Raw genomic sequence first — 26885 nt, 5'->3', positions numbered from 1 at the left:
CGCGGATCGCGCTCTGATTATTCTGAGGATACATAGTACTGCACTTAACCCATCACCCCGTTGTTACTCGGCAACGTTTTGTCCAAAGATCAGTTGCCATAGCGCTAGGACGTTGGGAACGTGGGCCGCCATCAATGCCGGGTCGACCCGGGCCAAATCCTGGCCCTGCAGCCGCAGCTGGTGCTGCAGCTTGCGTAACTGCCGGTAGGCATCGCCCACTTTCGCGGCCAGGTCGGCCGGGATCAAACCGAGCTCGCCGAACATCTTCAGCAACGTGATATTGCCGATATTGATGGTCAGTTGCGGGTAGCCGGCGGCGTGCCGCAGCACCAGATACTGGACGATGAACTCGATGTCGATCATGCCGCCCGGATCGTTTTTCAGGTCGAACATCTGGCTGTGGTTCGGCTTGGCGTCGACCATGCGCTTGCGCATGGCGACCACTTCGCGCTTCAGCGGGCCGTCGGCCGGCCGTTCCTTGCGCAGCACCGATTCGCGGATCTGCTCGAAGCGTTCGCCGATGGCGGCGTCGCCGGCGCAGAAACGCGCGCGCGTCAGCGCCTGGTGCTCCCACACCCAGGCCGCGGTGTTCTGGTATTTCTCGAACGAGGCCACGCTCGACACCATCATGCCGCTGGCGCCGTCCGGGCGCAGCGCGGTGTCGATGTCGAACAGGGTGCCGGCCGGGGTTTGCGATGTCATCCAGGTAATAAAACGCTGCGCCAGCTTGGCGTACTGGGCCGGCGCGTCCTGGTCGCTGTCGTCGTACAGGAAGATCACGTCCAGGTCGGAGACGTAGCCCAGCTCCTTGCCGCCCAGCTTGCCATAGGCGATGACGGCGAATCGCGGCACCTCGCGGTGGCGGGTGGCGATGGTCTGCCAGATCGCCTTGATGGCGGCCTCGACGATCTTGTCGGCCAGCGCGGACAGGTGGTCGGCCAGCTTTTCCACCGTCAAGTCGCCGGCCAGGTCCTGCGCCAGCAGGTGGAACAGCTGGGCGTGGTGGATTTCGCGCAGGATGTCCATCTGGCGTTCGGTGTCGCCCGGCGCGGCGGCCAGCTGCAGTTCCAGGTCCTGCGCCAGCACGGCCGGGTCGAACACGGCATTGCGCACGCGGTCGTCGAGCAGCTCGTCGAGCAGGATAGGGTGCAGGCTGAGGAATTGCGCGGCCCAGCCGCTGGCGTGCACCATGCGGATCACCCGCGCCAAGGTGTGCGGGTATTCGGTCAGCAGCGACAGATAGGCCGAGCGGCGCGCCACCGCCTCCAGGAAGTCGAGCAGGCGGCCCAAGGTGGCCAGCTGGTTGCCGCCGCTCGATTCGGCCGAGCACTGGACAATCAGCGGCAGCGCCGCGTTGACCAGGCCCAGCAGCCGATTGCGGCTCGCTTCCGGCAACGATTGCAGGCGCGGCGCCTGCCAGGTGGCGATCAGGCGCTTGGTGGCGACCTCGGGGGCGTCGAAGCCCAATTCGGCGAAGCGGGCGATCATGGCGTCCCGGTTGTCGGGGTCGGCGCATTCGTTGCTCGACTGCGGATTGATGTCGTTGTCGCTGCCGCTGGTCTTGTCCGAAAACATTTCGTCGAACTGCCCGGCGACGAACTGGCGGTGGGCTTCGAGCTGGGTCAGCAGGGTGGCGCCGTCGGGCAGGCCCATCATCCGCGCCACCAGCAACTGGTCGGCCTCGTTGGCCGGGAGGGTATGCGTCTGGGCGTCGTCCAGGTATTGCAGGCGGTGCTCCAGATTGCGCAGGAAGGTGTAGGAAGCCAGCAGTTGATAGACGATGGCGTGGCTTAGCAAGCCTTTTTCGGCGATGATGCGCAGGGTGGTGCGGGTCGAGCGGTCGCGCAGCGCGGCGTCGCGGCCGCCGCGGATCAGCTGGAATACCTGCGCCAGGAACTCGATCTCGCGAATACCGCCGCGGCCCAGCTTGACGTTGTTGCTGCGGTCCGGATGCAGCCGCTCCTGGCGGTTCACCTCGGCGCGAATCTGCGCGTGCATGTTGCGGATGGCGTCGATGACGCCGAAGTCCAGATAACGGCGGAACACGAACGGCCGCACGATGGCGTCGAGCGCGTCGATTTCCTCGGGTTGGCCGGTGACGGCGCGCGCCTTGACCCAGGCGTAGCGTTCCCATTCGCGCCCTTGGACGATCAGGTATTGTTCCACCATGTTGAAGCTGGCGGCCAGCGGACCGGAGCCGCCGTTGGGCCGCAGGGCCATATCGACGCGGAACGTGTAGCCATCTTCCGTGATCTCCGCGATGGCGGCGATCAGCTTCTTACCCAGGCGGATAAAGTATTCGTGGTTGGACAGGGTGCGCTGGCCGGGCGCGGCCACCGCCGTGTCGCCGTCCTCGGGGTAGACGAAGATCAGGTCGATGTCGGACGAGACGTTGAGCTCCCGCCCGCCCTGTTTGCCCATCGCCAGCACGATCAACTCTTGCGGCAAGCCGGATTCGCGCCCGGTCGGCGTGCCGTGGGCGGCGGTCATCTCGACGCTCAGTTCGCGCAGGTGCCGCTGGATGGCGAAGTCGGCGAAACGGGTCATGGTCTCCACCACCTCGGCCAGATTGGCCCGGCCTTCCAGGTCGCGGCGGATCAGTCCGCACACCAGCAGGTTGCGCAGCCTGCGCATGGCGCGCTGCAACGGCAGCGGCGCGGCGCCTTCCGCCACGCAAGCCGCCTCCTTGGCGAGATACGCGTCGAGGTCGATGTCGGCCAGCGTGATTTGCGCGATTTCATCGACTTTGGCGGCGCGGTCCGGCGCGGCGGCCAGCCAGCGTTGATAGAAGCGCGACGCGGTTGGCGCGACGGACGGGGCGGCTGAGGCGGAGTTGACGGCGGTTGGGTTCATTGGCTGCGATTATCCCGATGCAAATAAGTTGGCCCCCGCCGGACACGTAAAACCGACGCAACAAGGGCTAACAGGCGCTGTGTTAGCGGTGCGATGCGGTAGAATGCGCAGACTGGGATGCTTGAAAAAACCGAGTGTAGCGATTTTATTTGACGCATGGCCTGATTTATTAGCTTATTGATGCAAAAACAAGAAGAGGAGACCGTGACAGACGAGGGGCCGTTGGCTGCCCGCTGGCACCGGCTTCGTGCCGCCTACCGTTTCTGCAATCTGGCCACCCACCATGTGCTGGGGTTCTCGGTCAAGCTTCTTCTGCTACTGTATTTCGCCTTCACCATCCTGTTCCTGGTGCTGCGCTATGCCGTGCTGCCGAATATCGACCACTACAAGGGCGATATCGAGCGCGCCGCCAGCCGCGCGGCCGGCAACCAGGTCACCATTTCCCGCATTTACGCTGCCTGGAACGGCTTGCGTCCCAGCCTGTACCTTGGCGATGTCGTGCTGCACGACAGCCAGGGCCGGCAGGCGTTGGCGCTGCCCGGCGTGTCGGCCACCCTGTCGTGGTGGAGCGTGCTGGCCGGCGGCCCCCGTTTCGAATCGCTGGTGCTGACCCGTCCCGACCTCGACCTGCGGCGCGAAGCCGACGGCCGCCTGTTTGCGGCCGGCATGTATCTCGACCCCGACAAACCGAGCGACGGCAAGGCCGCCGACTGGCTGCTGTCGCAGCGCGAGATCGTCATTCGCGACGGCCGCGTGCGCTGGACCGACCGCCTGCGCGCAAATAAGCCGGCGCCGCTGGCGCTGGAAGGCGTCACCCTGGTGCTTCGCAACAAATGGCTGCGCCACCAGCTCGCGCTCAAGGCCACGCCGCCGGCCGCGCTGGCCGCGCCGCTCGACGTGCGCGCCGACTTCAGCCATCCCGCGTTCGCCAGCCGCGTGTCCAACGTGTCGATGTGGAAAGGCGAGCTGTACGCCGACATCCGCGACACCGACGTCGCCGCCTGGAAAGCCTGGATCGATTTCCCGTTCGTGCTCAACAGCGGTGGCGGCTCGCTGCGCACCTGGCTCGGTTTCGACCAGTCGCGCCTGACCGCCGTGACCGCCGACGTGGGCCTGCGCGACGTCTCGGCGGTGCTGGGCCAGGACTTGCCGCGGCTCGAGCTGCGCGAGCTGACCGGCCGCATCGCCGCCCGCGAGGACAGCCCGGCTTTCGCGTCGGCGGCCGCCAAGGGCGCCGGCGTGCAAAAGTTCGGCGAGCGCGGCCACAGCATCGAGCTGACCAACCTGACCCTGACCACCAGCGACGGCCTGGTGATGGCGCCGACGTCGCTGTCGGAAACGTATGTGGCGGCCACCGCGTCGAAGCCGCAGAAATTCCAGCTGCGGGCGCCGCAACTGGACCTGCGCACCGTCGCCGGCCTGGCCGAGCGCCTGCCGCTGAGCGCTGCCCGGCGCAAGCTGCTGGCCGACGCCGCCCCGCGCGGCCTGCTGCGCGACTTTGCCGCCGAGTGGAGCGGCGCCTTCCCGGCGGTGCAGTCGTACCGCGTCAAGGGCGAGCTGGTGGGCGTCGGGCTGCAGCCGCAGCCGCCGCGTCCGGCGCAGCCGAAGGCCGGCAAGACGCCGGCCACCGCCGCCGTGCCCGGCATTCCCGGCTTCGACAACCTGACCGGCTCGATCGACGCCACCGACAAGGGCGGCCGCTTCAGCCTGGATTCGCGGGACCTGGTATTGCAGATGCCGGACCAGTTCAGCGACGCGGCCATGCCGTTCGACAGCCTGAACCTGAAGGCGCGCTGGTCGTTCGAGCCGGACAACCAACTGCTGTTGCAGATCGATGAAATGGCGTTCCTGCAGCAGGGCCTGAGCGGCACCTTGCGCGGCACGCACACGATGCCGCTGGCGGGCAAGGGCATGGGCAAGGCCGACCTGACCGGCAGCTTGAACAACTTCGAGCTCAACCGCATCGACCGTTTCCTGCCGATGCAGACGCCGCACGACCTGCGCGCCTGGCTGAGCGGCGCGCTCGAAGGCGGCGTCGCCAGCGACGTCAGCGTGCGCCTGCGCGGCGACCTGGCGCATTTCCCCTTCCATGGCGAGCACGCGTCGCAAGGCGAGTTCCGCGTCGCCGGCAAGCTGACCGAAGGCAAGCTGAATTACTCGCCGAATCATTACCTGCAAGACGGCAAGGTGCTGGGCAAGGACGGCAAGCCGCTGCCGCTGTGGCCGCAGGCCGAGCACATCAAGGGCAGCTTCGTGTTCGAGCGCGCCCGCATGGAAATCCATGGCGACACTGCCACCACCGGCGGCGCCGCGCTGACCAGGGTCAAGGCGGTGATCCCGGACCTGACGATCCACGACGCGATGCTGGAGATCGACGGCAACGCCGCCGCGCCGATGCAGGAATTCCTCAAATACGTCGCCAACAGCCCGGTATTGAACTGGATCTCGCACTTCACCGAGGATACCCAGGCCAGCGGCAACGCCACCTTGGCGCTCAAGCTGCAACTGCCGCTGTCGCACATGATCGACGCCAAGGTGCAGGGCGCGTTGCAGCTCAATAACAACGACATCACCTTGATGAACGACTTGCCGCCGGTGCAGGCGGCGCAGGGCAAGATCGAATTCAACGAGCACGGCGTCAACCTGAACCAGCTGTCGGGCATCTTCCTGGACGGGCCGATTTCGATCACCGGCGGCAGCCAGCGCGACAACGCCATCGTCATCAAGCTGGGCGGCATGCTGACGGCCGACGGTTTCCGCAAGCAGTACACGATGCCGGTGATGCAGCGCCTGGGCAGCCATTTCTCCGGCGCCACGCGCTACAACGGCACGGTGACGGTGCGCGACCACCAGTTGACGGTGGCGGTCGATTCCAGCCTGGCCGGGTTGGGGCTGGACTTGCCGGCGCCGGTCGGCAAGGCGGCGCCGGACGCGCTGCCGCTGCGATTCCTGCTGACCAGCGGGCTGACGCCGGACGCCAACAACTCGCTGCACGACGAGATCCGCATCGCGCTGGGCAGCAGCATCGCGGCGCGCTACCAGCGCCAGAAGATCGTCAAGTCGCCATGGAAACTGGTGCGCGGCGGCATCGGCGTCAACACGCCGGCGCCGGAGCCGGACAGCGGCCTGGCGGTCAACATCAGCCTGCCGGCGCTGAACGTCGACTCCTGGCTGGACTTCGGCGGCAGCGTGGCCGGCAAGAATGCGCCGACGCCCGCGACCGCCCCCGCGACCGCCGACGCCACCGCGCCGGACGCCGACGCCGCCGACTTCGCCCAGTACGTGGTGCCGGACACCATCGCCGCCCGCAGCATCGAACTGATCATCGGCGACCGCAAGCTGGAAAATGTCGTCGTCGGCGTCAGCCGCCAGAAAACGGTGTGGCAGGCCAGCATCGATTCGACCCAGGCCAACGGCTACCTGACCTGGAGCGAGCCGTCCACCGGCCACGGCCTGGGCAAGGTGACGGCGCGCCTGTCGTCGCTGGTGATCCCGGCGTCGGCGTCGAAAGAAGTGCAGGACCTGCTGTCCGACGGCAAGAGCGCGGCCGCGTCGATCCCCGCGCTCGACGTGGTGGTCGAGCGGCTCGAACTGTTCAACAAGCCGCTGGGCCAGTTGGAGCTGCAAGCGAGCAACGCGCAACTGCCGAGCGAGAAGGCGCGCGAATGGCGCATCAACAAGCTGTCGCTGGCCAACGCCGACGGCGAGCTGACCGGCACCGGCAAATGGGTCACGCGCGAAGGCGCGCACAACACCAGCCTCAATTTCAAGCTGGACATCGCCGACGCCGGCAAGTTGCTGGACCGCTTCGGCTTCGTCGGCACCGTCAAGAACGGCAAGGGCGCGCTCAGCGGCGACATCGCCTGGAAAGGCCTGCCGTATTCGCTTGATTTGCCGAGCCTGGAAGGCCAGATCACGATGAACGTGGAAAAAGGCCAGTTCCTCAAGCAGGACCCGGGCGCGGCCAAGCTGCTGGGCGTGCTGAGCCTGCAAGCCCTGCCGCGCCTGCTCAAGCTCGATTTCCACGACGTCTTCTCCGAGGGCCTGGCGTTCGACGGCATCACCGCCAACGCCAGCATCCACCAGGGCATCGCCAAGACCGACAACTTGAAAATGCACGGCGTCGCCGCCACGGTGTTGATGGACGGCACCGCCGATATCGCCAACGAGACCGCCAACCTGCATGTGGTGGTGATTCCGGAAGTGAATCTGGGCACGGCGCCGCTGGTCTACGCGCTGGCCGTCAATCCGGTCATCGGCCTGGGCAGCTTCCTGGCGCAGCTGTTCCTCAGCGCGCCGGTGATGCGGGCGCTGACCTATCATATGCAGGTCACGGGGCCGTGGAAGGCGCCCGTGGTCACCAAACTCGACGGCGCCAAGGCGGAGCCGCCGCCGGCCGCCAAGGGCGCGCAGTGATCCGCGCCGACCCGCCGCCATTTCCCGCCCCAGCCACGATTGGAACCGCCATGACTCAAGTCGCCGCAGTACAAATGATTTCCTCGCCGTCCGTGACGGAGAACATCGCCACCGCGCGCCGGCTGGTGAAGCAGGCCGCCGACGGCGGCGCCAGCCTGGTGCTGTTGCCCGAGTACTGGGCCATCATGGGCCTGAGCGACAGCGACAAGGTGGCCGTGGCCGAGCCGCTGGGGCGGGGCCCGATCCAGGACTTCATGTCCTCGCTGGCGCGCGAACTGGAGATCTGGCTGATCGGCGGCACCCTGCCGCTGGCGTCGGACGACCCGGAAAAAGTCGTCAACACCACCCTGGTCTACAACGCCCAGGGCGAGCACGTCGGCCGCTACGACAAGATCCACCTGTTCGGCTTCACCAAGGGCACGGAGTCGTACAACGAATCGAAAACCATCGTGCCGGGCAAGAACGTCGGCGTGGTCGAGGCGCCGTTCGGCAAGGTCGGCATGTCGGTCTGCTACGACCTGCGCTTCCCCGAGCTGTACCGCGCGATGGGAGCGGTCTCGCTGATCGTCGTGCCGGCCGCCTTCACCTACACCACCGGCCAGGCCCACTGGGAAATCCTGCTGCGCGCGCGCGCCATCGAGAACCAGTGCTACGTGCTGGCGGCGGCGCAGGGAGGCATGCATCCGAACGGCCGCCGCACCTGGGGCCACAGCATGCTGGTCGACCCGTGGGGCGCGATCAAGGACGTGCTGGCCGAGGGCGAGGGCGTGGTCAAGGGCGACATCGATCCGCTGTTCATCGACGGCGTGCGCCAGAGCCTGCCGGCGCTGAAGCACCGCACCATGTGAACCCCGTACAATTGCGCAACCATCCCGAACCGGAGCACCATCATGAAGCCTTTTGAACCGAACCTGTCCACCCTGGCCGTCGCCCGCGATATCCTGCTGACGCCGTTCGGACTGGACGAGGCCAAGCTGCTCAAGACGCTGGGCGCGATGTTCACGCACAAGGTCGACTATGCCGACCTGTATTTCCAGTTCACCAAAAACGAGGGCTGGAGCCTGGAGGAGGGCATCGTCAAGACCGGCAGCTTCTCGATCGACCAGGGCGTCGGCGTGCGCGCCATCTCCGGCGACAAGACCGCCTTCGCCTACTCCGACGAGATTTCCGAAGCGGCGCTGCTGGACGCGGCCGCCGCGACCCGCACCATCGCCCGCGCCGGCGCCGGCAAGATCAAGGTGGCCGGGGCGATGACGCCGACCGGCGGGCGCTCGCTGTACCTGCCCAACGATCCGCTGGCGTCGCTGGACGCGACCGCCAAGGTCAAGCTGCTCGAGCGCATCGAGAAGATGGCGCGCGCCAAGGATCCGCGCGTGGTGCAGGTGATGGCGGGCCTGGCCGGCGAATACGACGTGGTGCTGGTGGTGCGCAGCGACGGCGTGCTGGCGGCCGACATCCGGCCGCTGGTGCGGGTCTCGCTGACGGTCATCGTCGAGCAGAACGGCCGGCGCGAGGTGGGCTCGTCCGGCGGCGGCGGCCGCTACGATTACGCTTACTTCAGCGACAGCTTGCTCGACTTCTACGCCACCGAGGCGGTCAAGTCGGCGGTCGTCAACCTGGACGCGCGCCCGGCGCCGGCCGGGCCGATGACGGTCGTGCTGGGACCGGGCTGGCCCGGCATCCTGCTGCACGAGGCGATCGGCCACGGCCTCGAGGGCGACTTCAACCGCAAGGGTTCGTCGACGTTCTCCGGCCGCATCGGCGAGCGCGTCGCCGCCAAGGGCGTGACGGTGGTGGACGACGGCACCCTGGCCGATCGCCGCGGTTCGCTCAACATCGACGACGAAGGCAATCCGACCCAGTGCACCACGCTGATCGAGGACGGCATCCTGAAAGGCTACATCCAGGACACGATGAACGCGCGCCTGATGAAGATGCCGGTGACCGGCAACGCCCGGCGCGAATCGTTCGCGCACCTGCCGATGCCGCGCATGACTAACACCTACATGCTGGGCGGCGACAAGGACCCGGAGGAGATCCTGGCGTCGGTCAAGAACGGGCTGTACGCGGTCAATTTCGGCGGCGGCCAGGTCGACATCACCAACGGCAAGTTCGTGTTCTCGGCCAGCGAGGCGTATATGGTGGAGAACGGCAAGATCACGTATCCGGTCAAGGGCGCGACGCTGATCGGCAACGGCCCGGAGGTGTTGAACCGGGTCGCGATGATCGGCAACGACATGCGGCTGGACCCGGGTGTCGGCGTGTGCGGCAAGGAAGGGCAGAGCGTGCCGGTCGGCGTCGGCCAGCCGACCTTGCGCATCGACGGCGTGACGGTTGGCGGCACCGCGTAAATCGGTACAAGCTGAAACCGAACCCCTGCATCCGGGGTCCGGTTCAATCATACGTTAAAACTTATACGTCGCCTTCACATAAAACGTCCGGCCCAACGGATCGGTGTAACGCGGATCGTAACCACTCTGGAACGTCGTGCCCTGGTTGGTATATGGCGGATTGGTGTCGAACAGATTCTTGATCCCCACCGTCAAATCCGTATTCTTGATCCCGGCATAACTGGCCGACAGCGAATACGTCGAATACGCGCGCACCTTGTGATAATAAGCGTCCGCCACGTCGTTCTGGTCGACATAACCGCTCATGTACTTGTTGGCGAAACTGGCGCTCCACGGACCCTTCTTCCAGTTGATCGCCGCGTTGTGCTTCCAGCGGAACACCGGTGAATTCTCCGCATAGACGCCGACATTTTCCACATACGCGCCGCCCGGTTCGTTCTGGTATTCATAGCTGTGCACCCAGGTGCCGTCGACCACGAAGCTGAAGTCGCCGGCCGCGCTGCGCGGCAATTTCCAGCGCAGGCTGGCGTCGATGCCCGACGTGTGCACCTCGCCCAGGTTGTCCAGCACCGCGTTCACATACTGCAAGGTCTTGCCGTCGGCCGAGTAGACGAAGTAGCTGGCGTACTTGTCGTAGTTGTCGAAGATGGTGGTCTCCGACACCGTGCCGATCTTGTCCTTGATCTTGATATTGAAATAGTCGAGCGACATGCTGAGCGCGTTGGTCGGCTCGAACACCGCGCCGATGCTGAAGGTCTTCGATTTCTCCGGGTTCAGATTGATGTTGCCGCCGCTGCGGATGTACTGCTGCTGGTTGCACGCCAGGTTGGGATTGGCGCCAGCCGCCGCCGTGCCGCCGGGACACAGCACCGGATCGTCATACGAGTTGCTGGTGAAGGTCGACGTGGCCGGACCGTGCAGGTCGTACAAGGTCGGCGCGCGGAAGCCGGTGTTGAACGAGGTGCGCAGCAGCAGTTCCTTGGCCGGCTGCCAGCGCAGGCCGATCTTCGGATTGAAGCTGCCGCCGACGTCGTTGTAGTGGTCGTAGCGCGCGGCCATCGACAGCTCCACGTCCTTGGCCAGCGGCACGCTCAGCTCCGAGTACAGCGCGGCGATGTTGCGCTGGCCGGCCTGGTCCTGGGCGTCGGCATAGCCCGAGCTCGACGCCTGCGAGGCCAGCTCGGTGTTGACGTCGTAGCTGGCCTTGTCGTGACGGAACTCGGTGCCGACGGCGAAGCCGACCGCGCCGGCCGGCAGGCGGAAGATCTCGCGGCTGACCTTGGCGTCGACGCCGACGCTGGTCATCTTGGCCGACAGGTATTCGCCGCGCAGTTGCGCCGCGTCGATGTAGGCCTGGCCCGCGGCCGATTGCGCGCCGAACGGATTGAGCGTGCCGTTGAGCACGCCGGCCTGCATCAGCGAGTCGTTGGTGTAGCCGCCGACGAAGGCGCTGCTGGCCTTGCTGACGGCCCAGGTCAGGCCGACGTTGTAGTCCCAGCCGGCCACCAGGCCCTCCGAGCCCAGCACCAGGCGGTCGGAGATGCTGGTGTCGTAGCCCATGCGGTTGCCGGCGGCCACGGTGCGCCAGTTGACGCTGAGGTTTTCGCCGGTCAGCCCGGCGACGGCCGGCACGCCGCCGCTGCCGCCCGGATAGTACGGGCTGGCCGAGGTCAGGGTCAGGCCCGTCAGCGGCGACGGCGCGATGGCGCTGGCGTTGGTGCTGCGGCTGTGCAGGTATTCGACCGTGGCGAGGTTGTCGCCGCCCAGCTTGAAGGTGGCCCTGCCGAGGAAGGATTCCTGCTGCGTCTTCGGAATCGCCTGGATGTACTGGGTGGTATCGGTGCGGCAGGTGCCGTTGGCGGCGTTGGCGACGGTGTTGGCAACTAAGCCCTTGCCGACGCAGCCGCCGGCGTAGTACGGATTGCCGGTGATGCCATTGTCGGAGAAGAAGTTGCCCGGCTGCGAGGTGCCGCTGCTGTTGTTGACGCCGCGGTCGGGCCGCACGCTGGTGCCGGCGAAGTCGCGGTCGGCGGCGGCCAGCGCGGTCTGCTTGTGCAGGTCGACCACGCCGAAGAAGTTGTAGCCATCCTTGTCGAGGTCGCCGAAGCCGCCCGACAGGTTCAGGCGCGATTCGCCACCGGCGCCGCTGGCCTGCGGCTGGAAGCGTTCGACGCTGACGGTCAGGCCTTGCACTTCGCGCTTGGTGATGAAGTTGATGACGCCGCCGATGGCGTCGGTGCCGTAGATGGCCGAGGCGCCGTCGCGCAGCACTTCGACCCGCTCCAGCGCCGACAGCGGAATGATGTTGAGGTCGACGCTGGAGCCGTTGAACGGATGGCTGGCGATGCGGCGGCCGTTGAGCAGCACCAGGGTCTTGTTGGCGCCCAGGCCGCGCAGGTCGGCGCTGGCGACGCCGCCGGTGCCGGAGCCGACCGACTGGCTGCTGCCGGTCGAGCTCTGGTTCATCGAAATGGTGTTGAGCACTTCGGCCGCCGTCGTCAAGCCTTGCTTGACGAAGTCGCTGGCCTTGATGGTGGTGATCGGCAACGCCGTTTCCGACGCCAGGCGCTTGATGCTGGAACCGGTCACTTCCACGCGCTGCATGCCGGCGTCGTTGCCGTCGGACTGCGGGTCGGACTGGATTTGCGCATGGGCGTGCATCGACACCGCCAGGCCGCCGGCGAACATCAGGCGCAAGGTGCGGGACATCGCTGTTTCAATCATCATTGTTATTACTCCTGCTGGATATTGGATGGGTGGGTTTTCATCTGCGGCCCGGCCTGGGCTCTTGGCACAAGCGGGGCGAGCCATCAAAACATTTGGCATGGCAAGCGGACAATGACCATTCAATAACAGTGCTGATAACCAACAGTCGCAAACCCTCACACCTGTAAAGAGCGATTTCTGCGCAAAGCACCAGGGTTGGCGCCGGCGCGCGCGGCGCGGCGATTGCAATTGCTTACAGTCGATAAGATGTAAAGAGGAATGCGCAGGTGTAAATTTTTGTAGGGACGGCATTGAAGCCAGTCAAGAAATAGCTTGCCAAGCGTCGCGCGTTGGCGTTATAGTCATTCCACGATATTTACCCAATACCTGTCGAACACGTTCATGACCCACTTCTTCTTTACCGGCTACTTTTACTTTAGCGATTCCAACCCCAAGGCGGTGGAGTAGCGGCCGGTGCACGTAGAAGTAAAAACGAGTTCCCGCAAATCCTGAAAAAACCGCCTGATGAGGCGGTTTTTTTTTACCCCGACATTTTTGAATACCTGGAGAACAGCATGCCCCGTACCGACGATCTGCGCATCCGCGAGATGAAGGAATTGGTTCCACCGTCGCACCTGATCCGCGAGTTCGCCTGCAGCGAAGCGGCCGAGCACACCGCCGCCAACGCCCGCATCGCGCTGCACCGCATCCTGCACGGCCAGGACGACCGCCTGATGGTGGTCATCGGCCCGTGCTCGATCCACGATCCGAAGGCGGCGATGGAATACGCCAACCGCCTGATCCACCTGCGCCGCGAACTGGCCGGCGAGCTGGAAATCGTCATGCGCGTGTATTTCGAGAAGCCGCGCACCACCGTCGGCTGGAAGGGCATGATCAACGACCCGTACATGGACAGCAGCTTCCGCATCAACGACGGCCTGCGCATGGCGCGCGAGCTGCTGCGCGACATCAACGAACTGGGCCTGCCGGCCGGCACCGAATATCTCGACGTCATCAGCCCGCAGTACATCGCCGACCTGATCAGCTGGGGCGCGATCGGCGCCCGCACCACCGAGTCGCAGGTGCACCGCGAGCTGGCCTCCGGCCTGTCCTGTCCGGTCGGCTTCAAGAACGGCACCGACGGCAACGTCAAGATCGCCGTCGAGGCGATCAAGGCCGCCTCGCAGCCGCACCATTTCCTGTCGGTCACCAAGGGCGGCCACTCGGCCATCGTCTCGACCGCCGGCAACGAGGATTGCCACATCATCCTGCGCGGCGGCAAGGCGCCCAACTACGACGCCGCCAGCGTCGAGGAAGCGTGCAAGGCGATCGCCGCGCAAGGCCTGGCCGCGCGCCTGATGATCGACGCCTCGCACGCCAACAGTTCCAAAAAGCCGGAGAACCAGGTGCCGGTGTGCGCCGACATCGCCCGGCAGGTGGCCGGCGGCGACAACCGCATCGTCGGCGTGATGGTCGAGTCGCACCTGGTGGCGGGCCGCCAGGACCTGGTGCCGGGCAAGGAACTGACGTACGGCCAGTCGGTGACCGACGGTTGCATCGATTGGGACAGCAGCGTGCAGGTGCTGCAAGGCCTGGCCGCCGCCGTGCGCCAGCGCCGCCTGGCCACGCAGGCGGCGGAAGCTGCCTCGAAGTAAAATTGCCGCGCTACGCTCCGGCAACAAACGGCCCCAGTCGCCATATGGGGCCGTTTGTTTTTGCATCGCGCGGCCAGGCTGTTGTAAGAACCCCGAATCGGCCGCCAAGACCGGTTGACACTTAATTCCGTGGCATGTTTTTATATCAACCACGCCAGGTGTCGATGGACACCTTCCCGAAGTAAAAAACGCCGATCATGAGCGCGACCCGTTGCCACCCCGGCGGCGGGCGTTGGAGCGGTGTTTTTCCAAACATCGGAGGTTTGCCATGATGCAGGAAACAGTGTTGTGCCGTTCGTTGCGCATGATGTTCGCCGGGGGCGCGTATTGCGCGCTCGGCCTGCTGGCGCTGCCGGCGCCGGTCCTCGCGCAGGAGGCGGCGACCGGCAATCCCGTCATGCCGCGCGTGGAAATCACCGGCTCGTCGATCAAGCGCATCGCCAGGGAGGGCGCGCTGCCGGTGCAGGTGCTGAGCGCGGCCGAGATCCGGCAGAGCGGCGCCACCTCGGCCACCGAACTGATCCAGATGCAACCGTCGATGCAGGGCTTCGTTCCGGCGTCGAGCTCGGTCAACGGCGGCGGCGCCGGTGTCACCACGGCCGCGCTGCACTCGTTGCCGTCGAAGTACACGCTGGTGCTGGTGGACGGCCAGCGCATGGCGCCGAGCGCGCTCGGCTCGAGCCAGGGCGGCGGCTACGCGGTCAACATCGAGAGCATCCCGCTGGCGGCGGTCGAGCGGGTCGAGATCCTGGCCGACGGCGCCTCCGCCTTGTACGGGTCGGACGCGATCGCCGGCGTGGTCAACTTCATCCTGAAAAAGAACCTGACCACGGGCGAGGCGTTCGCCACCTACGGCCAGCCGGGCAAGTCGTCGGCCGGCGGATGGTCGAGCGCGGGGATCACCAAGGGCTGGGGCGACCTGGAAAAGGACCGCTGGAACATCCTGGCCTCGTACAGCCACGACGAGCAGAAACGGCTGACGGCGCTGCAGCGCGACTTTTCGGCGCGCGGTGCCTTCTTCCGCTTCGGCAGCGGCGGGCGCCAGTATTACTTCGACCAACGCACCGGCAACACCGAGCCGGCCAACATCACCTTCAACGTGCGCCCGCGCGGCGCGGCCGACACGGTCGAGACCAGCGGCGTGGCGATCAATCCCTACCTGGCCGCCAACGGCAATTGCGGCGGTCCGCTGGCCGGGCCGCAGGGCACGCAGTGCCGCTTCAACTATGCGTCGACGGTGGAGAACATTCCCGGTTCGCACCGCGACAGCGGCCTGCTCAAGGGCACGTTGAAGCTCGGCGACACGGTCTCGGTGTGGGGCGAACTGATGCTGTCGAGCTACGCGATGATCGCCCAGTTCGCGCCGTCGGCGCAGCCGATGGGCGTCAACGCCACCGACCGCTTCCCGCAACTGTACGCGCGCTACGTGCAGCCCTACCTGGACGCCAACAACCTGGAGAACCCCAGCGGCGAGGCGACCTTGGGCTACCGCTCGGTGCTGATCGGCGGGCGCGCCGACAAGTACCAGACCGACGCCCGCCACTTCGCCGCCGGCATCGACGGCAACCATTTCGGCTGGAGCTGGAACGCCAGCCTGATCCTGTCGAAAGCCAAGCTCAAGGACGTGGCCGCCGGCGGCTATTCCGACTACGACAAGCTGTCGGCGCTGGTGGCCGCCGGCGCCTACGATCCGGTGACCGGCGCCGGCGCCGAACAGCTGCGCGGCGCGCTGGTCGACGGCACCGTGTTCTCCCGGACCGACTCCAAACTCGACACCTTGCACGGGGCGGCGCAGCACGACCTGTTCAACCTGCCGGGCGGCACGGCCATCGTCTCGCTGGGCGGCGACTTTTCCAAGACGCGCTACCAGACCGGCTACCATCCGACCATCCTGTCGGGTTCCGGCTACGCGACCCAGCCGGCGTCGGCCAACTACCCGGTCGGCGGCAGCTACGGCCAGGTGCCGTTCGACGCCAAGCGCGACAACTGGGGCCTGTTCACCGAGCTGCTGCTGCCGGCCGCCAGGACGCTGGAGGCGACCGTCGCCGCGCGCTACGACAGCTACGACAAAACCCACAGCGGCTACATCTTCGAGCGGCTGGCCGACGCCAGCGGCCTGCGCCAGCGCCTGCCCGGCGGCGACGTCGGCAACGACTTCAGCAAGGCGACGTACAAGGTCAGCGCGCGCTGGACGCCGCTCGACACGGTGCTGCTGCGCGCCTCGTACGGCACCGGCTTCAAGGCGCCCAACATCAACGACATCGCCGGTTCGCCGACCTTCTTCGGCAGCACGGCCGGCAGCTACGCCTGCCCGTTCCCCGGCTCGCGCGGTTGCCAGGTGGGTTCGGCGCAATATGATTTGCTCACCGGGCCGAACGGCGCCAGCGGCGCCGAGGGGCTGCAGCCGGAGAAGTCGAAGCAATGGACCGTCGGCGGGCGGGTCGAGCCGCTGGCCGGCCTGTCGCTGGGAATGGATTTGTGGAACGTGCAGATCCGCAACCAGGTGTTGTCGGCGGGCGTGCCGGAGCAGGTGGGCTTCGCCAATCCGCAGGCCTACCAGCGGCTGTTCGTCAATCCGTATCCGGACCCGGCCGGCTACACCACGATCGGCTACATCCTGGCGCCGATCAACGGCGGCGTCGCCAACTACCGGGGTATCGATTGGGACTTCAGCTACCGGCTGCGCTCGCGCGCCGGCGATCTGCGGGCGGCGTGGAACGGCACCTACATGCTCAAGCAGGATTACACCACCACCGCCGGCGGCGAGGTGCAGTCGGACCTGGGGCGCTTCGGGCCGGACAACGCGGTGGTGTTCCGCTGGCAGAGCCATGTGAATCTGAGCCTGGTCACGGGCAAGCTGACCAACACCTTGACGGCCAATTACCGTTCGGGCTACCGCGACCAGCCGTATCCGCTCGACACGGCGATCTTCGCGGTGGCGCCCGATGGAAGCATCGGCGGGTCGGTGGCGTTCGAGGGTTTGCGCACGGCGTCGTACACCACCGTCGATTGGCAGGGCAAGTATGACTTCGGCGCCTTTTCGCTCACGGCCGGGATCAGGAACCTGTTCGACCGCGACCCGCCGCTGACGTTGCAGAACGCCGGCGGCGGCAACCAGCTCGGGTATGACGCCCGCTACAGCGATCCGCGCGGACGCTCGTTCTACCTCACCGGCAATTACCGCTTCTGACGGCGCAAAAAAAAGGACTCCGAGGAGTCCTTTTCGATCGTTGCAGCCGGGCTTAAAACTTGTAATTGCCGGTCAGGTAGAAGGTGCGGCCCAGCGGGTCGGTATAGCGGCCGTCGTAACCCGACTGGTTGCCGCCGCCGGCGTTGCGCATGGTGAACGGCGGGTCCATGTCGGCCAGGTTCTTGATGCCGGCCGTCAGCGAGAACTGCTTGGTCAGCTGCGCCTTGGTCTGCCAGTCGAACGTGGTGTACGAACTGACCCGGCGCGTCAGCGGCACGTAGCCGCCGAGGCTGCCGTCGGCCAGCACCTCGCGCACCACCGAGTTGTCCTCGTTGTACTCCTGGTCGGTGTAGCCCGAGTGGTAGTTGGCCGTCAGCGAGTGCAGGAACATATTGGTGCGCAGCGACGCGGTCAGCTTCGAGATCACGCGGAAGGTGACGTCGGCGTACGAGTTGAAGCGGCCGATGTTCTTCTCCAGCCCGGTGCCGGGGTTGTCCTGCTCGGCCTTGGTCATGAAGGTGCCGGTCCACTGCAGCGCGACCTTGCCCAGCGCCGTGCTGGTGCGGTAGGTGTGGTCCCAGTCGATGCCCTGGTAGTGCGCGGTCGACAGGTTGAACGGCGTCAGCGCCGCCACCAGCACGTCCTGCTTCTGGATCGGGTCGAAGTAGCTGCGCAGCAGGCTGTCGTACACGGCCGGATTCTCGAACACCAGGTTTTCCGACAACGTGGCGATCTGGTTGGTCAGCTTGACGTCCCAGAAGTCGAAGCCGAGCGACAGGCTGGGAATCGGCTCGAGGCGGAAGCCCAAGGTGGCCTGCTTCGATTCCTCCGGCAGCAGCGCGCCCTCGCCGGTGGCGGCGTTGCCGCCGGTGAGCAGCGCGTATTCGGCCGGGCCGTGGCACAGGCGGTAGCGCGGATCGGTCGGCGAGGTGATCGGGCAGTTATGGAATTGCGACGAGCCGCCGTTGACCAGCGGCTTGACGATGTCGGTCAGCACCGGGGCCTTGAAGCCGGTGCCGTACGACGCGCGCACCAGCAGCATCTCGACCGGATTCCAGCGCAGCGCCAGCTTGTAGGTGGCCTTGCTGGCGGTCTTGCCCTGCTTGCCCGAGCCGAGCAGGTTGCCGTCGGCGTCGAAGTTCTTGTCGTTGGTGACGGCGCCGAAGTCGTCGTAGCGGGTCGAGGCGGTCAGGTCCATGTTCTTGAGCACCGGCAGCAGCAGCTCGCCGTAGGCGCCCCAGTTCTTGCGGCTGGCGTCGACCGGCAGCGCGCCCGAGGTGCCGCCGACGGCGGCGTCGGTGAAGTCGGGCTGCTGCTTGTTCGGCCCCTGGTTGTAGGCGCTCGGCGCCTCCGAATACTTCTGCCGCGTGAAGTCGGCGCCGACGGCCAGCTGGGCCGCGCCGGCCGGCATCTTGAACAGTTCGGTCGTGGCGCTGGCCTGGATCTGGTCGAGCGTCGACTTGGTCTCGCCGAACTGGACGTCCAGCACGGCCGGCGCCAGGATGGCTTGCGAGGTGCCCGGCGGCGCGAACGGGTCGAAGGCGCCGGAGGTGACCAGGGCGTCGAAGGCGTTCAGGCTCATGTAGCCGCCGGCGGCGGTGTCGGTCTGCTTGTTTTCCGAGTGGGTGAACGCGGCGCGGTAGTCGAATCCCTTGAAGCCGCCATCGACGCCGAAGGCGAGGTGCTTGGCGACGGTTTTGTAGTTGTCGGCGCGGCCGCCGGCGTCGACCAGGCGCAGGCTCATCGTCGCGCTGTCGACGGTGGCGCCGGCCGGCACGCCGACCCGCGCCAGGTACGGCGCGATGGCGCGCGCGTACAGCGCGCTGTTGAGCGGCACGCCCAGCGGCTGGGCCGGCGGCGCGTACTGGGCGGTGTTGGTGAACGACGAGCCGAGCGCCTCGGCGAAGAAGTTGGCGCTGTCGCTGATTTTATAGTTGAGCGAGGCGAACACGCTGTCGCGCTTGATGGCCGGCGTGTTTTGCACGGTGGCGGCGTAGTCGAACTGGCAGCGGGTCGGGCTGATGCGGAACAGGTTGCTGCCGTTGCAGGCGCCGGTGGCCAGCAGGTTGGGGCTGAACAGCACGCTGCCGGCCGACTGGTCGGCGTTGGTGTACTGGACGGTGGCGGTGCCGGGCATCGAGTTCGAGCTCAGCTGGTAGAGGCTGTAGTTCTTGCCGTTCGCCGAGAACGGGATCACGCCGCTCTTGGAAAAGTCGCGGTCGCGCGCCCACGAGGCCTTGGTCTCGTCGTGCGAGGCCGACACCAGCACGTTGAAGCCATCCTTGTCGATGTCGCCCCAGCCCTTGGAGATCGACGCGGTCTGGGTGCGGCCGCCGCGGCTGCGCGGCTGGCTGTACGAGCCTTCGATGATGGCGTCGGTCTGGTTTTTCTTGAGGATGAAGTTGACCACGCCGGCGATCGCGTCCGAGCCGTACAGGGTGTTGGCGCCGTCGGTCAGGATCTCGACGCGCTCGACCGCCGCCAGCGGGATGCTGGCCAGGTTGACGGTCGAGCCGGACGTGGCCGGCGCCAGGCGGCGCCCGTTGAGCAGCACCAGGGTGTAGCCTTCGCCGATCGAGTGGATCGACGCCGATTGCAGGCCGCCGCCGCCGCCGTTGACCGACATCGACGAGGTGGTGAAGCCCTGCATCGACGGCAACGTGGCGATCAGGTCGGCCACGCTGGCCGCGCCGCTTTGTTCGATCTGCGCCTTCGACAGCGTCTGCACCGGCAGCGCGCCCTCGGCGGTGATGCGTTTGATGCTCGAGCCGGTGATCTCGACGCGCTGGATCGCCGCGTCCCCGCTCTGCGCGACGGCCGCGTGCATGCCGAAGGCCAGGCCGCCGGCGCAGATCAACCGTACCGATCGTGACAATACTGTTTCAACCATCATTGTTTAACTCCCGATTTGAACGAGACACACGGGCGGGTCTCTTGACTCATCAAATCATTTGGCGCGAAGCACTGTCAATCGGCAAGCGACGGCGCGCTAGCCCGAGCTGCGCACGCCCGCGCGGCGCCGGCGCGCGCCAAGTTCGCGCGGGAAAACGCTCTAATTTGGTGAGGGGAGGGCAGGCGCGCATCGAATGTGCGCGCCGCTATTAAAACGGAAGTGATTGTACGGCGGGCGCGCCGGCCGGCGGTGCAATGTTTGTGCGGAACTAATCATGATGAAACTGGATCAATACCGGGCCCGGGCGTGGGATTTCCACAACAACCTGCCGCACCCGCGGCGCGGAACGTGAAAAACCCGGACGCGCCGTGCGGCGGGTCCGGGTTGGCCGGATTTCAGCGGACTGGAACGGCTTAGAAGGTGTAGCTGCCGCGCAGGTAGACCGCACGGCCGACGGCGTCGGTGTAGCGCGGATCGTAGCCCTTCTGGAACAGCGTGCCCTGGTTCGAGAACGGCGGCTCCTTGTCGAGCAGGTTCTTGACGCCGGCGGTCAGGCTCAGGCCCTTGAAGCCGGTGTACGTGCCCGACAGGTTCCACAGGCTGTACGACGGCACCTTGTTGAGGTACTGGTCGTCGATGTCCAGGTTCTGGTCGGTGTAGCCGGACTTGAACGACTGCGCCAACGTCGCCGCCCAGACGCCCTGGCGCCAGTTCAGCGCGGCGTTGTGCTTCCAGCGGAACACCGGATTGTTGGCGGCGTAGCGGCCCACGTTCTGGGTGTACGGGCCGCCGCGCTCGTCCTGGTACTCATACTTGTGGACGTAGGTGCCGTCGACGGTCAGGGTGAAGTTGCCGAACGCGGTGGCGCCGGAACGCAGCGTCAGGCTCACGTCGAGGCCGTCGGTGTTGACCTTGCCCAGGTTTTCCTTCAAGTCCAGGATCGCGTACGGCGAGCCGTCCGGGTTGCGCAGGAAGCGCTCCTGGTACTTGGCGTAGTCGCCGTAGATGGCTTCTTCCGGCAGCGCGTTGATCTTGTCCTTGAGCTTGATGTTCCAGTAGTCGACCGACAGCGTCGCTTGCGGGATCGGCTCGACCACCACGCCGAAGGCGAAGGTCTTCGATTTTTCCGGGCTCAGGTTCTGGTTGCCGCCCTGCAGTTTGTACTGTTGCAGGTCGCAATCGCGCAGCGGATTGGCGATCGGGTTGGTCGACAGCACGCCGCCCGGGCACAGGATCGGGTCGTTGTACGAGTTGTTGGTGTCGTTCTTCGACTGTGGCGCGTTCTTCTCGAACAGGGTCGGGGCGCGGAAGCCGGTCGAGGCCGAACCGCGCAGCACGATTTGCTTGGTCGGCTGGTAGCGCAGGCCCAGTTTCGGGTTGGTGGTGTTGCCGACGTCGCTGTAATCGTCGAAACGGGCGGCCAGTTGCACCTCCAGGTCCTGGATCAGCGGCAGGTTCACTTCACCGAACACGGCCTTGATGGTGCGGGCGCCGTCGGTCGACTGCGAACCGGACAGGCCGGAGCTGGTCGCCTGGCCGGCGATGGCGCGGTTGACTTCGAAGTCGGCCTCTTCGCGGCGCAGTTCGCCGCCGATGGCCACCGCCAGCTTGCCGCCCGGCAGGTCCATCAGCTCGCGGCTGGCCTTGACGTCGATGCCGGTGTTGCGGCTCTTGCCCTTCTGGACCTGGCCGCGCAGCGCGGTGCTGTCCAGGTAGGCCTTGCCGGCGGCGTCCTGCTTGCCGAACGGGTTGAGGATGCCGTTGCGCACGCCGGCGGCGAAGCTTTCGTCGCGCACATAGCCGCCGGTGAAGTACTCGGCCGAGCGGCTTTCCGACAGGTTGAAGCCGGTCTTGTAATCCCAGCCGGCCAGCAGGCCTTCGACCGAGAACACCAGGCGGTCGGCGGCGCCCTTGGAATTGATTTCACGCTGGCCCGCTTCGGTCGGACGCCAGTTGACCGACAGCGGCTGGCCGGACAGGCCCGGCATGGCCGGCACGCCGCCCGAGTTGCCCGGGTAGTATTTGCTGGAGGTCGGCAGGATCAGGCCGGTCTGCGGCGGCGGCGCCGTGTGCGAGACCACGTCGTTTTCCGAATGCAGGTACTCGATCGAGGCCAGGTGGTCGTTGTTGAGCTTGAAGGTGGCCTTGCCGAAGAAGGCGGTTTGTTTCTGCTCCGGCAGATCGTCGATCTGGCGCGTGTAATCCTGGCGGCAGGTGCCGCTGCCGCCGATCGGCAGCGACAATGGCGCGTCGCAGCCGCTGGCGTAGCCGGGGTTGCCGGTGGCGTTCGAACCCGGATCGAAATAGTTGCCTGGGAAGGTGGTGCCGGAGGTCAGGTTCAGGCCGCGACCGGGGATCACGCCGGTCTTGGAGAATTCGCGCTGTTGCGAGGTCAGGATGTCGATCTTGTGGTGGTCGAACACGCCGAAGACGTTGTAGCCGTCTTTTTCCAGGTCGCCGAAGCCGCTGGAGATGTTGACGCGTTTTTCGTCGGCGCCCGGGGCGCGCGGCAGCACCGCCTCGGCGGTGATGGTGGTGGCGTTGACCGAGCGTTTGGTGATGAAGTTGATCACGCCGCCGATGGCGTCGGTGCCGTAGATGGCCGAGGCGCCGTCGCGCAGCACTTCGACGCGTTCGAGGGCCGAGACCGGAATGATGTTGAGGTCGACGCTGGCGCCGTCGTACGGATGGTTGGCGATGCGGCGGCCGTTGAGCAGCACCAGCGTTTTGTCGCCGCCCAGGCCGCGCAAGTCGGCGCTGGCCGCGCCGCCGGTCGGCAGGCCGCTGCTGTTGCCGCCGACGACGTTGCCGGCGGTGAAGCTCGAGCTGTTCGACGGGATGCGGTCCAGCACTTCCTGCGCGGTGGTCAAGCCCTGCTTGACGAAGTCGTCGGCCTTGAACACGGTCAGCGGGTTGGCCGTCTCCGACACCAGGCGCTTGATCGACGAGCCGGTCACTTCGACGCGCTGCATCGGCTGGTCGGCGGTTTGCGCGAGCGCTTGTCCGACCGGCGCCATCAGTCCCAGGCCCAGCAGGCCGCCGGCGCAGACCAGGCGTACCGATCGTGCCAAAGTTGTTTCAACCATCATTCTGTTGTTCTCCCAATTCTTATGTCGATGACCACGAAGTGATCGCTGTTTTTAGAGGCGCACGCCAATGAGAAAAACGTAACGTTTTTCGCATTCGCCATCAGATCATTCACCGATAGCCGCTGTCAACGTACAAAGTTTTGTAAAAGGACGTAAAAGACGGGATTTCGTGCAAGCAACATTGCGCCGTAAACGCGCTAAAAAACGCTCTAATTTGGTGCGCGAGCCGATCCGGTGCTGCGAAACATTGGCTTAACGGCATAAATTTAGCGAATATCTTGGGGCGGCGTGGCCGGCGCGCCACACGACGGTGCGCCGCCGACACGCGTGCCCCAAGTTTAGGCACATTTACAACGTTACATTTCCACCACAAAAAAAGGGCGGCGCCGCGGCGCCGCCCTTGCGGGTCACTCCAACCGGCCGTCAGGCGGTTAGAAGAACTTGTAGCTCGCGCCGATCTTCATGTAGCGGCCGATGGCGCCGGAGGCGTCCATCGGGTTGTAGCTCATGGCGCCGTAGGTCTGGGGATCGAGCGGCGCGATCTTGTCGAGCACGTTGTTCATCGACGCGAACAACGTCAACTGCTTGTTGACCGCGTAGCGGGTCGACAGGTCCAGGGTGGTGAACGAGGCGATTTCGCACTTGGCGTTCGGCGCGTTGGCGCCGCCGACGAAGGTGTTGGCGCACACCGAGGCGGCATCGGCGGTGTTACGCATCTTGTCGCGGTAGTTGACGTTGCCCGTCACGTTCAGGTTGCCCAGGTCCCACGAGGCCATCAGGCTGACCTTGTTCTTCGGGGTGCCGGCGCAGTTGGACGTGTCGCAGTTGCCGTGGGTGCCGGCGTACTGGTACGTCTTGGTGGCCGACTCGGCCCGCAGCCACGAGGCGACGTGGGTCCAGGTCAGGCCGACGACCGCGCGGCCGTAGGCGCCCAGGCGCAGGCGCTGCTTGATGTCGAAGTCGACGCCGCTGACCTTGGTGTAGCTGGAGTTGCGGTACGGCGCCTGGGTCAGCACCAGGGTGCCGGTGTTGGGCTGGGCGACGCCGCCGACGACCAGGTTGTTGTCGTTACGAATCGCCGTCGACAGCGCCGCCGCCTGGTCGTACGGCAGCGAGTTGATCTCGTTGCTGCGCTTGATGGTCCAGCCGTCGAGCGACAGGCTGGTGCCGTCGAGCGGGTCCCAGACCAGGCCCAGCGTCTTGCCCTTCGATTCCTCCGGCTGCAGCTTCGGATCGCCGACCTTGACGGCGGCCACAGTGATGGCGCAGTCGGTCGAGGTGGCGCCGCCGGCGGCCGGCACGCCGCCCGGGCAGCGAATCGGATCGCGCACCGGCGCGTTGCCGGTCGATTGCGACGTCGCGTTGCCCTCGGCCGCGCCCGGTGCGCGGAAGCCCTCGGTGTAGGTGCCGCGCAGCGCGAAGCTCTTGACCGGGGTCCACTTGATGCCGGCCTTCGGCGTCGACGAGCTGAAGTTGTCGTATTTGTCGTAACGCATGGCGGCCGACAGTTCGACCGTCTTGAGCACCGGCGCCAGGATCTCGGCGTACACCGCCTTGACCTTGGTGTCGCCGAAGGCGGCCACGTAGCTGGCGTTGATGGTGCCGTTCTCGGAGCCCGACAGCGACGGGTTCGACAGTTGTTCCTTGCGGTATTCGCCGCCGACGGCCAGGCCCAGCTTGCCGCCCGGCAGGTCGAACAGTTCACGCGAGGCCTTGAAGTCGACGATGTCGAGCTTGGTGGTCGACTTCGAGGTCGCGTTCACGCGCAGCGCCGCGTACAGCGAGGCCGGGTTGCGGTAGGCCTGGTCGCCGATGTAGTACGGGAAGTACTGCGAGGCCGGGTCGCCCAGCGCCGCGCGCAGCACCGGCATGTTGAGCATGTTGGTGTATTCCAGGTCCAGGGTCGACTCGGAATGGGTGTAGCCGGTGTCGTAGTCCCAGCCCATGGCCGAGCCCTTGACGCCGATGACGGCGCGGGTGAATTCGTTGTTGGCGTAGCGGGTGCTCGGGCCGACGTCGAAGGCCGAGTAGCGCAGGCGGGCGGCGACGCCGTACGGGTTCTGCGGGTGGGTCGCGCCGAGCAGCGCGAGGCTGCCGTAGTTGACGAAGCCTTGCGGGTTGGTGCTGTTCGGCGGGAAGGCCGGGGTCGGCGTGGCCGACGACGGCGGCATCATGAACGAGGTGTCGCGCTTCGAGTAGCCGGCCTCCGCGTAGGCCTGGGTGTCGTCGTTGATCTGCCAGGTGCCGCGGGCGTACAGGTTGGTCGATTCGATTTCCGGCTGCATGTCGCGGAACTGGTCGTGGTGCCACAGGCAGCCGCCATTGGCGCCGGTCTGGTCCTTGGTGGCCGACAACGTCGCGCAGCCTGGCAGCGAGACGTAGTCGTTGGTGACCGGATTGCGGATCGAGCCGGTCGGGCTCGGGCTGGCGTTGTTGTTGCCGGCGATGTAGCCGTTGGCGAACTGGGTGCCGACCGGGTAGCCGAACGGACGCAGGTCCGATTTGCCGATGTGGGCGCGGTCCTTGCGGTCGCTGTTTTTGATGCTGTCGGACTGGAAGTACTCGGCGTTGAAGACGAAGTTGTATTTGTCCTCGTCGAGGTTGCCCTTGCCGTAGGTCAGCGAGGCCTTGTTCTGCTTGCCGTCGTCGTAGCGCGACCAGCCGGTGTCGCCCTTGATCTGCAGGCCTTCGAAGTCCTTGCGCAGGATGATGTTGACGACGCCGGCGATGGCGTCGGCGCCGTAGGTCGACGAGGCGCCGTCCTTGAGGATCTCGATGCGCTCGACGATCTGCATCGGGATGGTCGACAGGTCGGTGAAGCTTTTCTGGCCGTCGTCGGCGCGCGCGAACGGCGCCATGCGGCGCCCGTTGAGCAGCACCAGGGTCGAGGTGGCGCCCAGGCCGCGCAGCGAGATCGCCGTCGAGCCGGCCGCGAAGCCGTTGCCGAAGCCGGTCGGCAGCGAGCCGGCGCCGTCGGCCGTCAGCGTTTGCAGGTATTCGGACACGGTGCCCTTGCCCGATTTCAGCAGGTCTTCGCTGGTGATGACTTGCACCGGCGACGCCGTCTCGGCGGTCGCGCGCTTGATGCTCGAACCGGTGATCTCGACGCGCTGGATCGGCGCGTCGGTCGTTTGCGCCATGGCTGGCACGGACATCAGGCCCGCGGCGGCGATGCCACCCGAGAAAATAAGGCGTACTGAACGGGACAATACTGTTTCCATCATCATGCTGACACTCTCCAACTGAACTGGGACTACCCTGAAATGAGCCGCCGGCCATGCGGCCGATCGCGACATGGCGGCACTCTCGTGCGAGGATTTTTTTTTCCTCTGTTTTTTATAAGAGCATCGGCATTGCCGGGGTGTCAACGTGGCCCGGACGTATCGAATTTGTTTCATTCCGGCTTGCGCGGCCGCGCCGCGCGATCGGTCAAAAGTAAGAGTTGGTAGCGAAGTGGCGCTAAATCGCCGCTATCTTCGATCAACTTGCGCGAAATATTTGGTTTTTAGCTAACGCCATAAACGTTAATAAAATTCCGGATAGAACACTTTTTAGCGGAAATTAAACTGTAACAATCCTGTCATGTGTTACTTTTCGACGACAGAATGCGGATTTTCAATGGAATGTTTGTCCAGTTCAGCCCGCTTATAATTCGGCCGCCCACGGCGGTTCGGCGCGGCGGCGCCGGCGCGCGGCGTGCGGCGTAGTCAGCGCGCGCCGGATCGGGTATAA

10 protein-coding genes are annotated in these 26885 nt (G+C 65.9%); 5 read left to right on the top strand and 5 right to left on the bottom strand.

Features of this window, described 5'->3' with window-relative positions; all coding sequences use genetic code 11:
* Positions 1-63 precede the first annotated feature (63 nt).
* Positions 64-2853: a bifunctional [glutamate--ammonia ligase]-adenylyl-L-tyrosine phosphorylase/[glutamate--ammonia-ligase] adenylyltransferase gene (gene glnE, locus BMX85_RS09045; protein WP_090316062.1), complete on the bottom strand. Its 2790-nt coding sequence runs from the start codon at positions 2851-2853 to the stop codon at positions 64-66.
* A gap of 180 nt (positions 2854-3033) precedes the next feature.
* Between glnE and BMX85_RS09040 the strand changes: the two genes are divergently transcribed.
* From BMX85_RS09040 to tldD, 3 genes are read left to right on the top strand one after another with little or no spacing between them, the layout of a single operon-like run.
* A complete protein-coding gene (locus BMX85_RS09040; protein WP_090316059.1) occupies positions 3034-7269 on the top strand; it encodes a YhdP family protein in 4236 nt (1411 codons plus the stop codon).
* A 50-nt stretch (positions 7270-7319) separates the two neighbouring features.
* The gene (locus BMX85_RS09035) at positions 7320-8117 is read left to right on the top strand and encodes a carbon-nitrogen hydrolase family protein (protein ID WP_229210362.1); all 798 of its coding nucleotides are present in this window, start codon (positions 7320-7322) and stop codon (positions 8115-8117) included.
* 42 nt (positions 8118-8159) lie between these two features.
* Complete coding sequence (tldD, locus tag BMX85_RS09030; RefSeq protein ID WP_090316056.1) at positions 8160-9620, top strand: metalloprotease TldD; 1461 nt, start codon at positions 8160-8162, stop codon at positions 9618-9620.
* A 54-nt stretch (positions 9621-9674) separates the two neighbouring features.
* On the opposite strand, the gene BMX85_RS09025 is transcribed toward tldD, so the two are convergent.
* Entirely contained in the window at positions 9675-12347 is a 2673-nt protein-coding gene (locus tag BMX85_RS09025; RefSeq protein WP_229210361.1) for a TonB-dependent receptor, read from the bottom strand.
* Positions 12348-12901: 554 nt separating this feature from the next.
* Here BMX85_RS09025 and aroG point away from each other — a divergent pair.
* Both aroG and BMX85_RS09015 read left to right on the top strand, forming a co-directional pair.
* Positions 12902-13981: a 3-deoxy-7-phosphoheptulonate synthase AroG gene (gene aroG / locus BMX85_RS09020; protein ID WP_090316047.1), complete on the top strand. Its 1080-nt coding sequence runs from the start codon at positions 12902-12904 to the stop codon at positions 13979-13981.
* A gap of 268 nt (positions 13982-14249) precedes the next feature.
* The gene (locus BMX85_RS09015) at positions 14250-17171 is read left to right on the top strand and encodes a TonB-dependent receptor domain-containing protein (RefSeq protein ID WP_090316045.1); all 2922 of its coding nucleotides are present in this window, start codon (positions 14250-14252) and stop codon (positions 17169-17171) included.
* Positions 17172-17223: 52 nt separating this feature from the next.
* On the opposite strand, the gene BMX85_RS09010 is transcribed toward BMX85_RS09015, so the two are convergent.
* The 3 genes from BMX85_RS09010 to BMX85_RS09000 all read right to left on the bottom strand — a co-directional run bounded on the left by BMX85_RS09010 (position 17224) and on the right by BMX85_RS09000 (position 26362).
* Positions 17224-20064 carry a TonB-dependent receptor domain-containing protein gene (locus tag BMX85_RS09010; RefSeq protein WP_090316042.1) on the bottom strand — a complete coding sequence of 947 codons (2841 nt, stop codon included), beginning with the start codon at positions 20062-20064 and terminating at the stop codon, positions 17224-17226.
* A gap of 413 nt (positions 20065-20477) precedes the next feature.
* A complete protein-coding gene (locus BMX85_RS09005; RefSeq protein WP_090317624.1) occupies positions 20478-23150 on the bottom strand; it encodes a TonB-dependent receptor in 2673 nt (890 codons plus the stop codon).
* Positions 23151-23584: 434 nt separating this feature from the next.
* Positions 23585-26362: a TonB-dependent receptor gene (locus tag BMX85_RS09000; protein ID WP_229210360.1), complete on the bottom strand. Its 2778-nt coding sequence runs from the start codon at positions 26360-26362 to the stop codon at positions 23585-23587.
* Between the last annotated feature and the right edge of the window lie 523 nt (positions 26363-26885).

Source organism: Duganella sp. CF517 (genome assembly GCF_900110275.1).
Taxonomy (GTDB): Bacteria; Pseudomonadota; Gammaproteobacteria; order Burkholderiales; family Burkholderiaceae_D; genus Rugamonas.
This window is presented reverse-complemented; position numbering and strand designations above follow the sequence as displayed.

Bases quoted from the DNA above. Each gene is read 5' to 3' on its own strand.
- BMX85_RS09015 (WP_090316045.1), top strand. From the start codon at position 14,250: ATGATGCAGGAAACAGTGTTGTGCCGTTCGTTGCGCATGATGTTCGCC.
- tldD (WP_090316056.1), top strand. From the start codon at position 8,160: ATGAAGCCTTTTGAACCGAACCTGTCCACCCTGGCCGTCGCCCGCGAT.
- BMX85_RS09010 (WP_090316042.1), bottom strand. From the start codon at position 20,064: ATGATGGTTGAAACAGTATTGTCACGATCGGTACGGTTGATCTGCGCC.
- aroG (WP_090316047.1), top strand. From the start codon at position 12,902: ATGCCCCGTACCGACGATCTGCGCATCCGCGAGATGAAGGAATTGGTT.
- BMX85_RS09040 (WP_090316059.1), top strand. From the start codon at position 3,034: ATGCAAAAACAAGAAGAGGAGACCGTGACAGACGAGGGGCCGTTGGCT.
- BMX85_RS09005 (WP_090317624.1), bottom strand. From the start codon at position 23,150: ATGGTTGAAACAACTTTGGCACGATCGGTACGCCTGGTCTGCGCCGGC.
- BMX85_RS09025 (WP_229210361.1), bottom strand. From the start codon at position 12,347: ATGATGATTGAAACAGCGATGTCCCGCACCTTGCGCCTGATGTTCGCC.
- glnE (WP_090316062.1), bottom strand. From the start codon at position 2,853: ATGAACCCAACCGCCGTCAACTCCGCCTCAGCCGCCCCGTCCGTCGCG.
- BMX85_RS09035 (WP_229210362.1), top strand. From the start codon at position 7,320: ATGACTCAAGTCGCCGCAGTACAAATGATTTCCTCGCCGTCCGTGACG.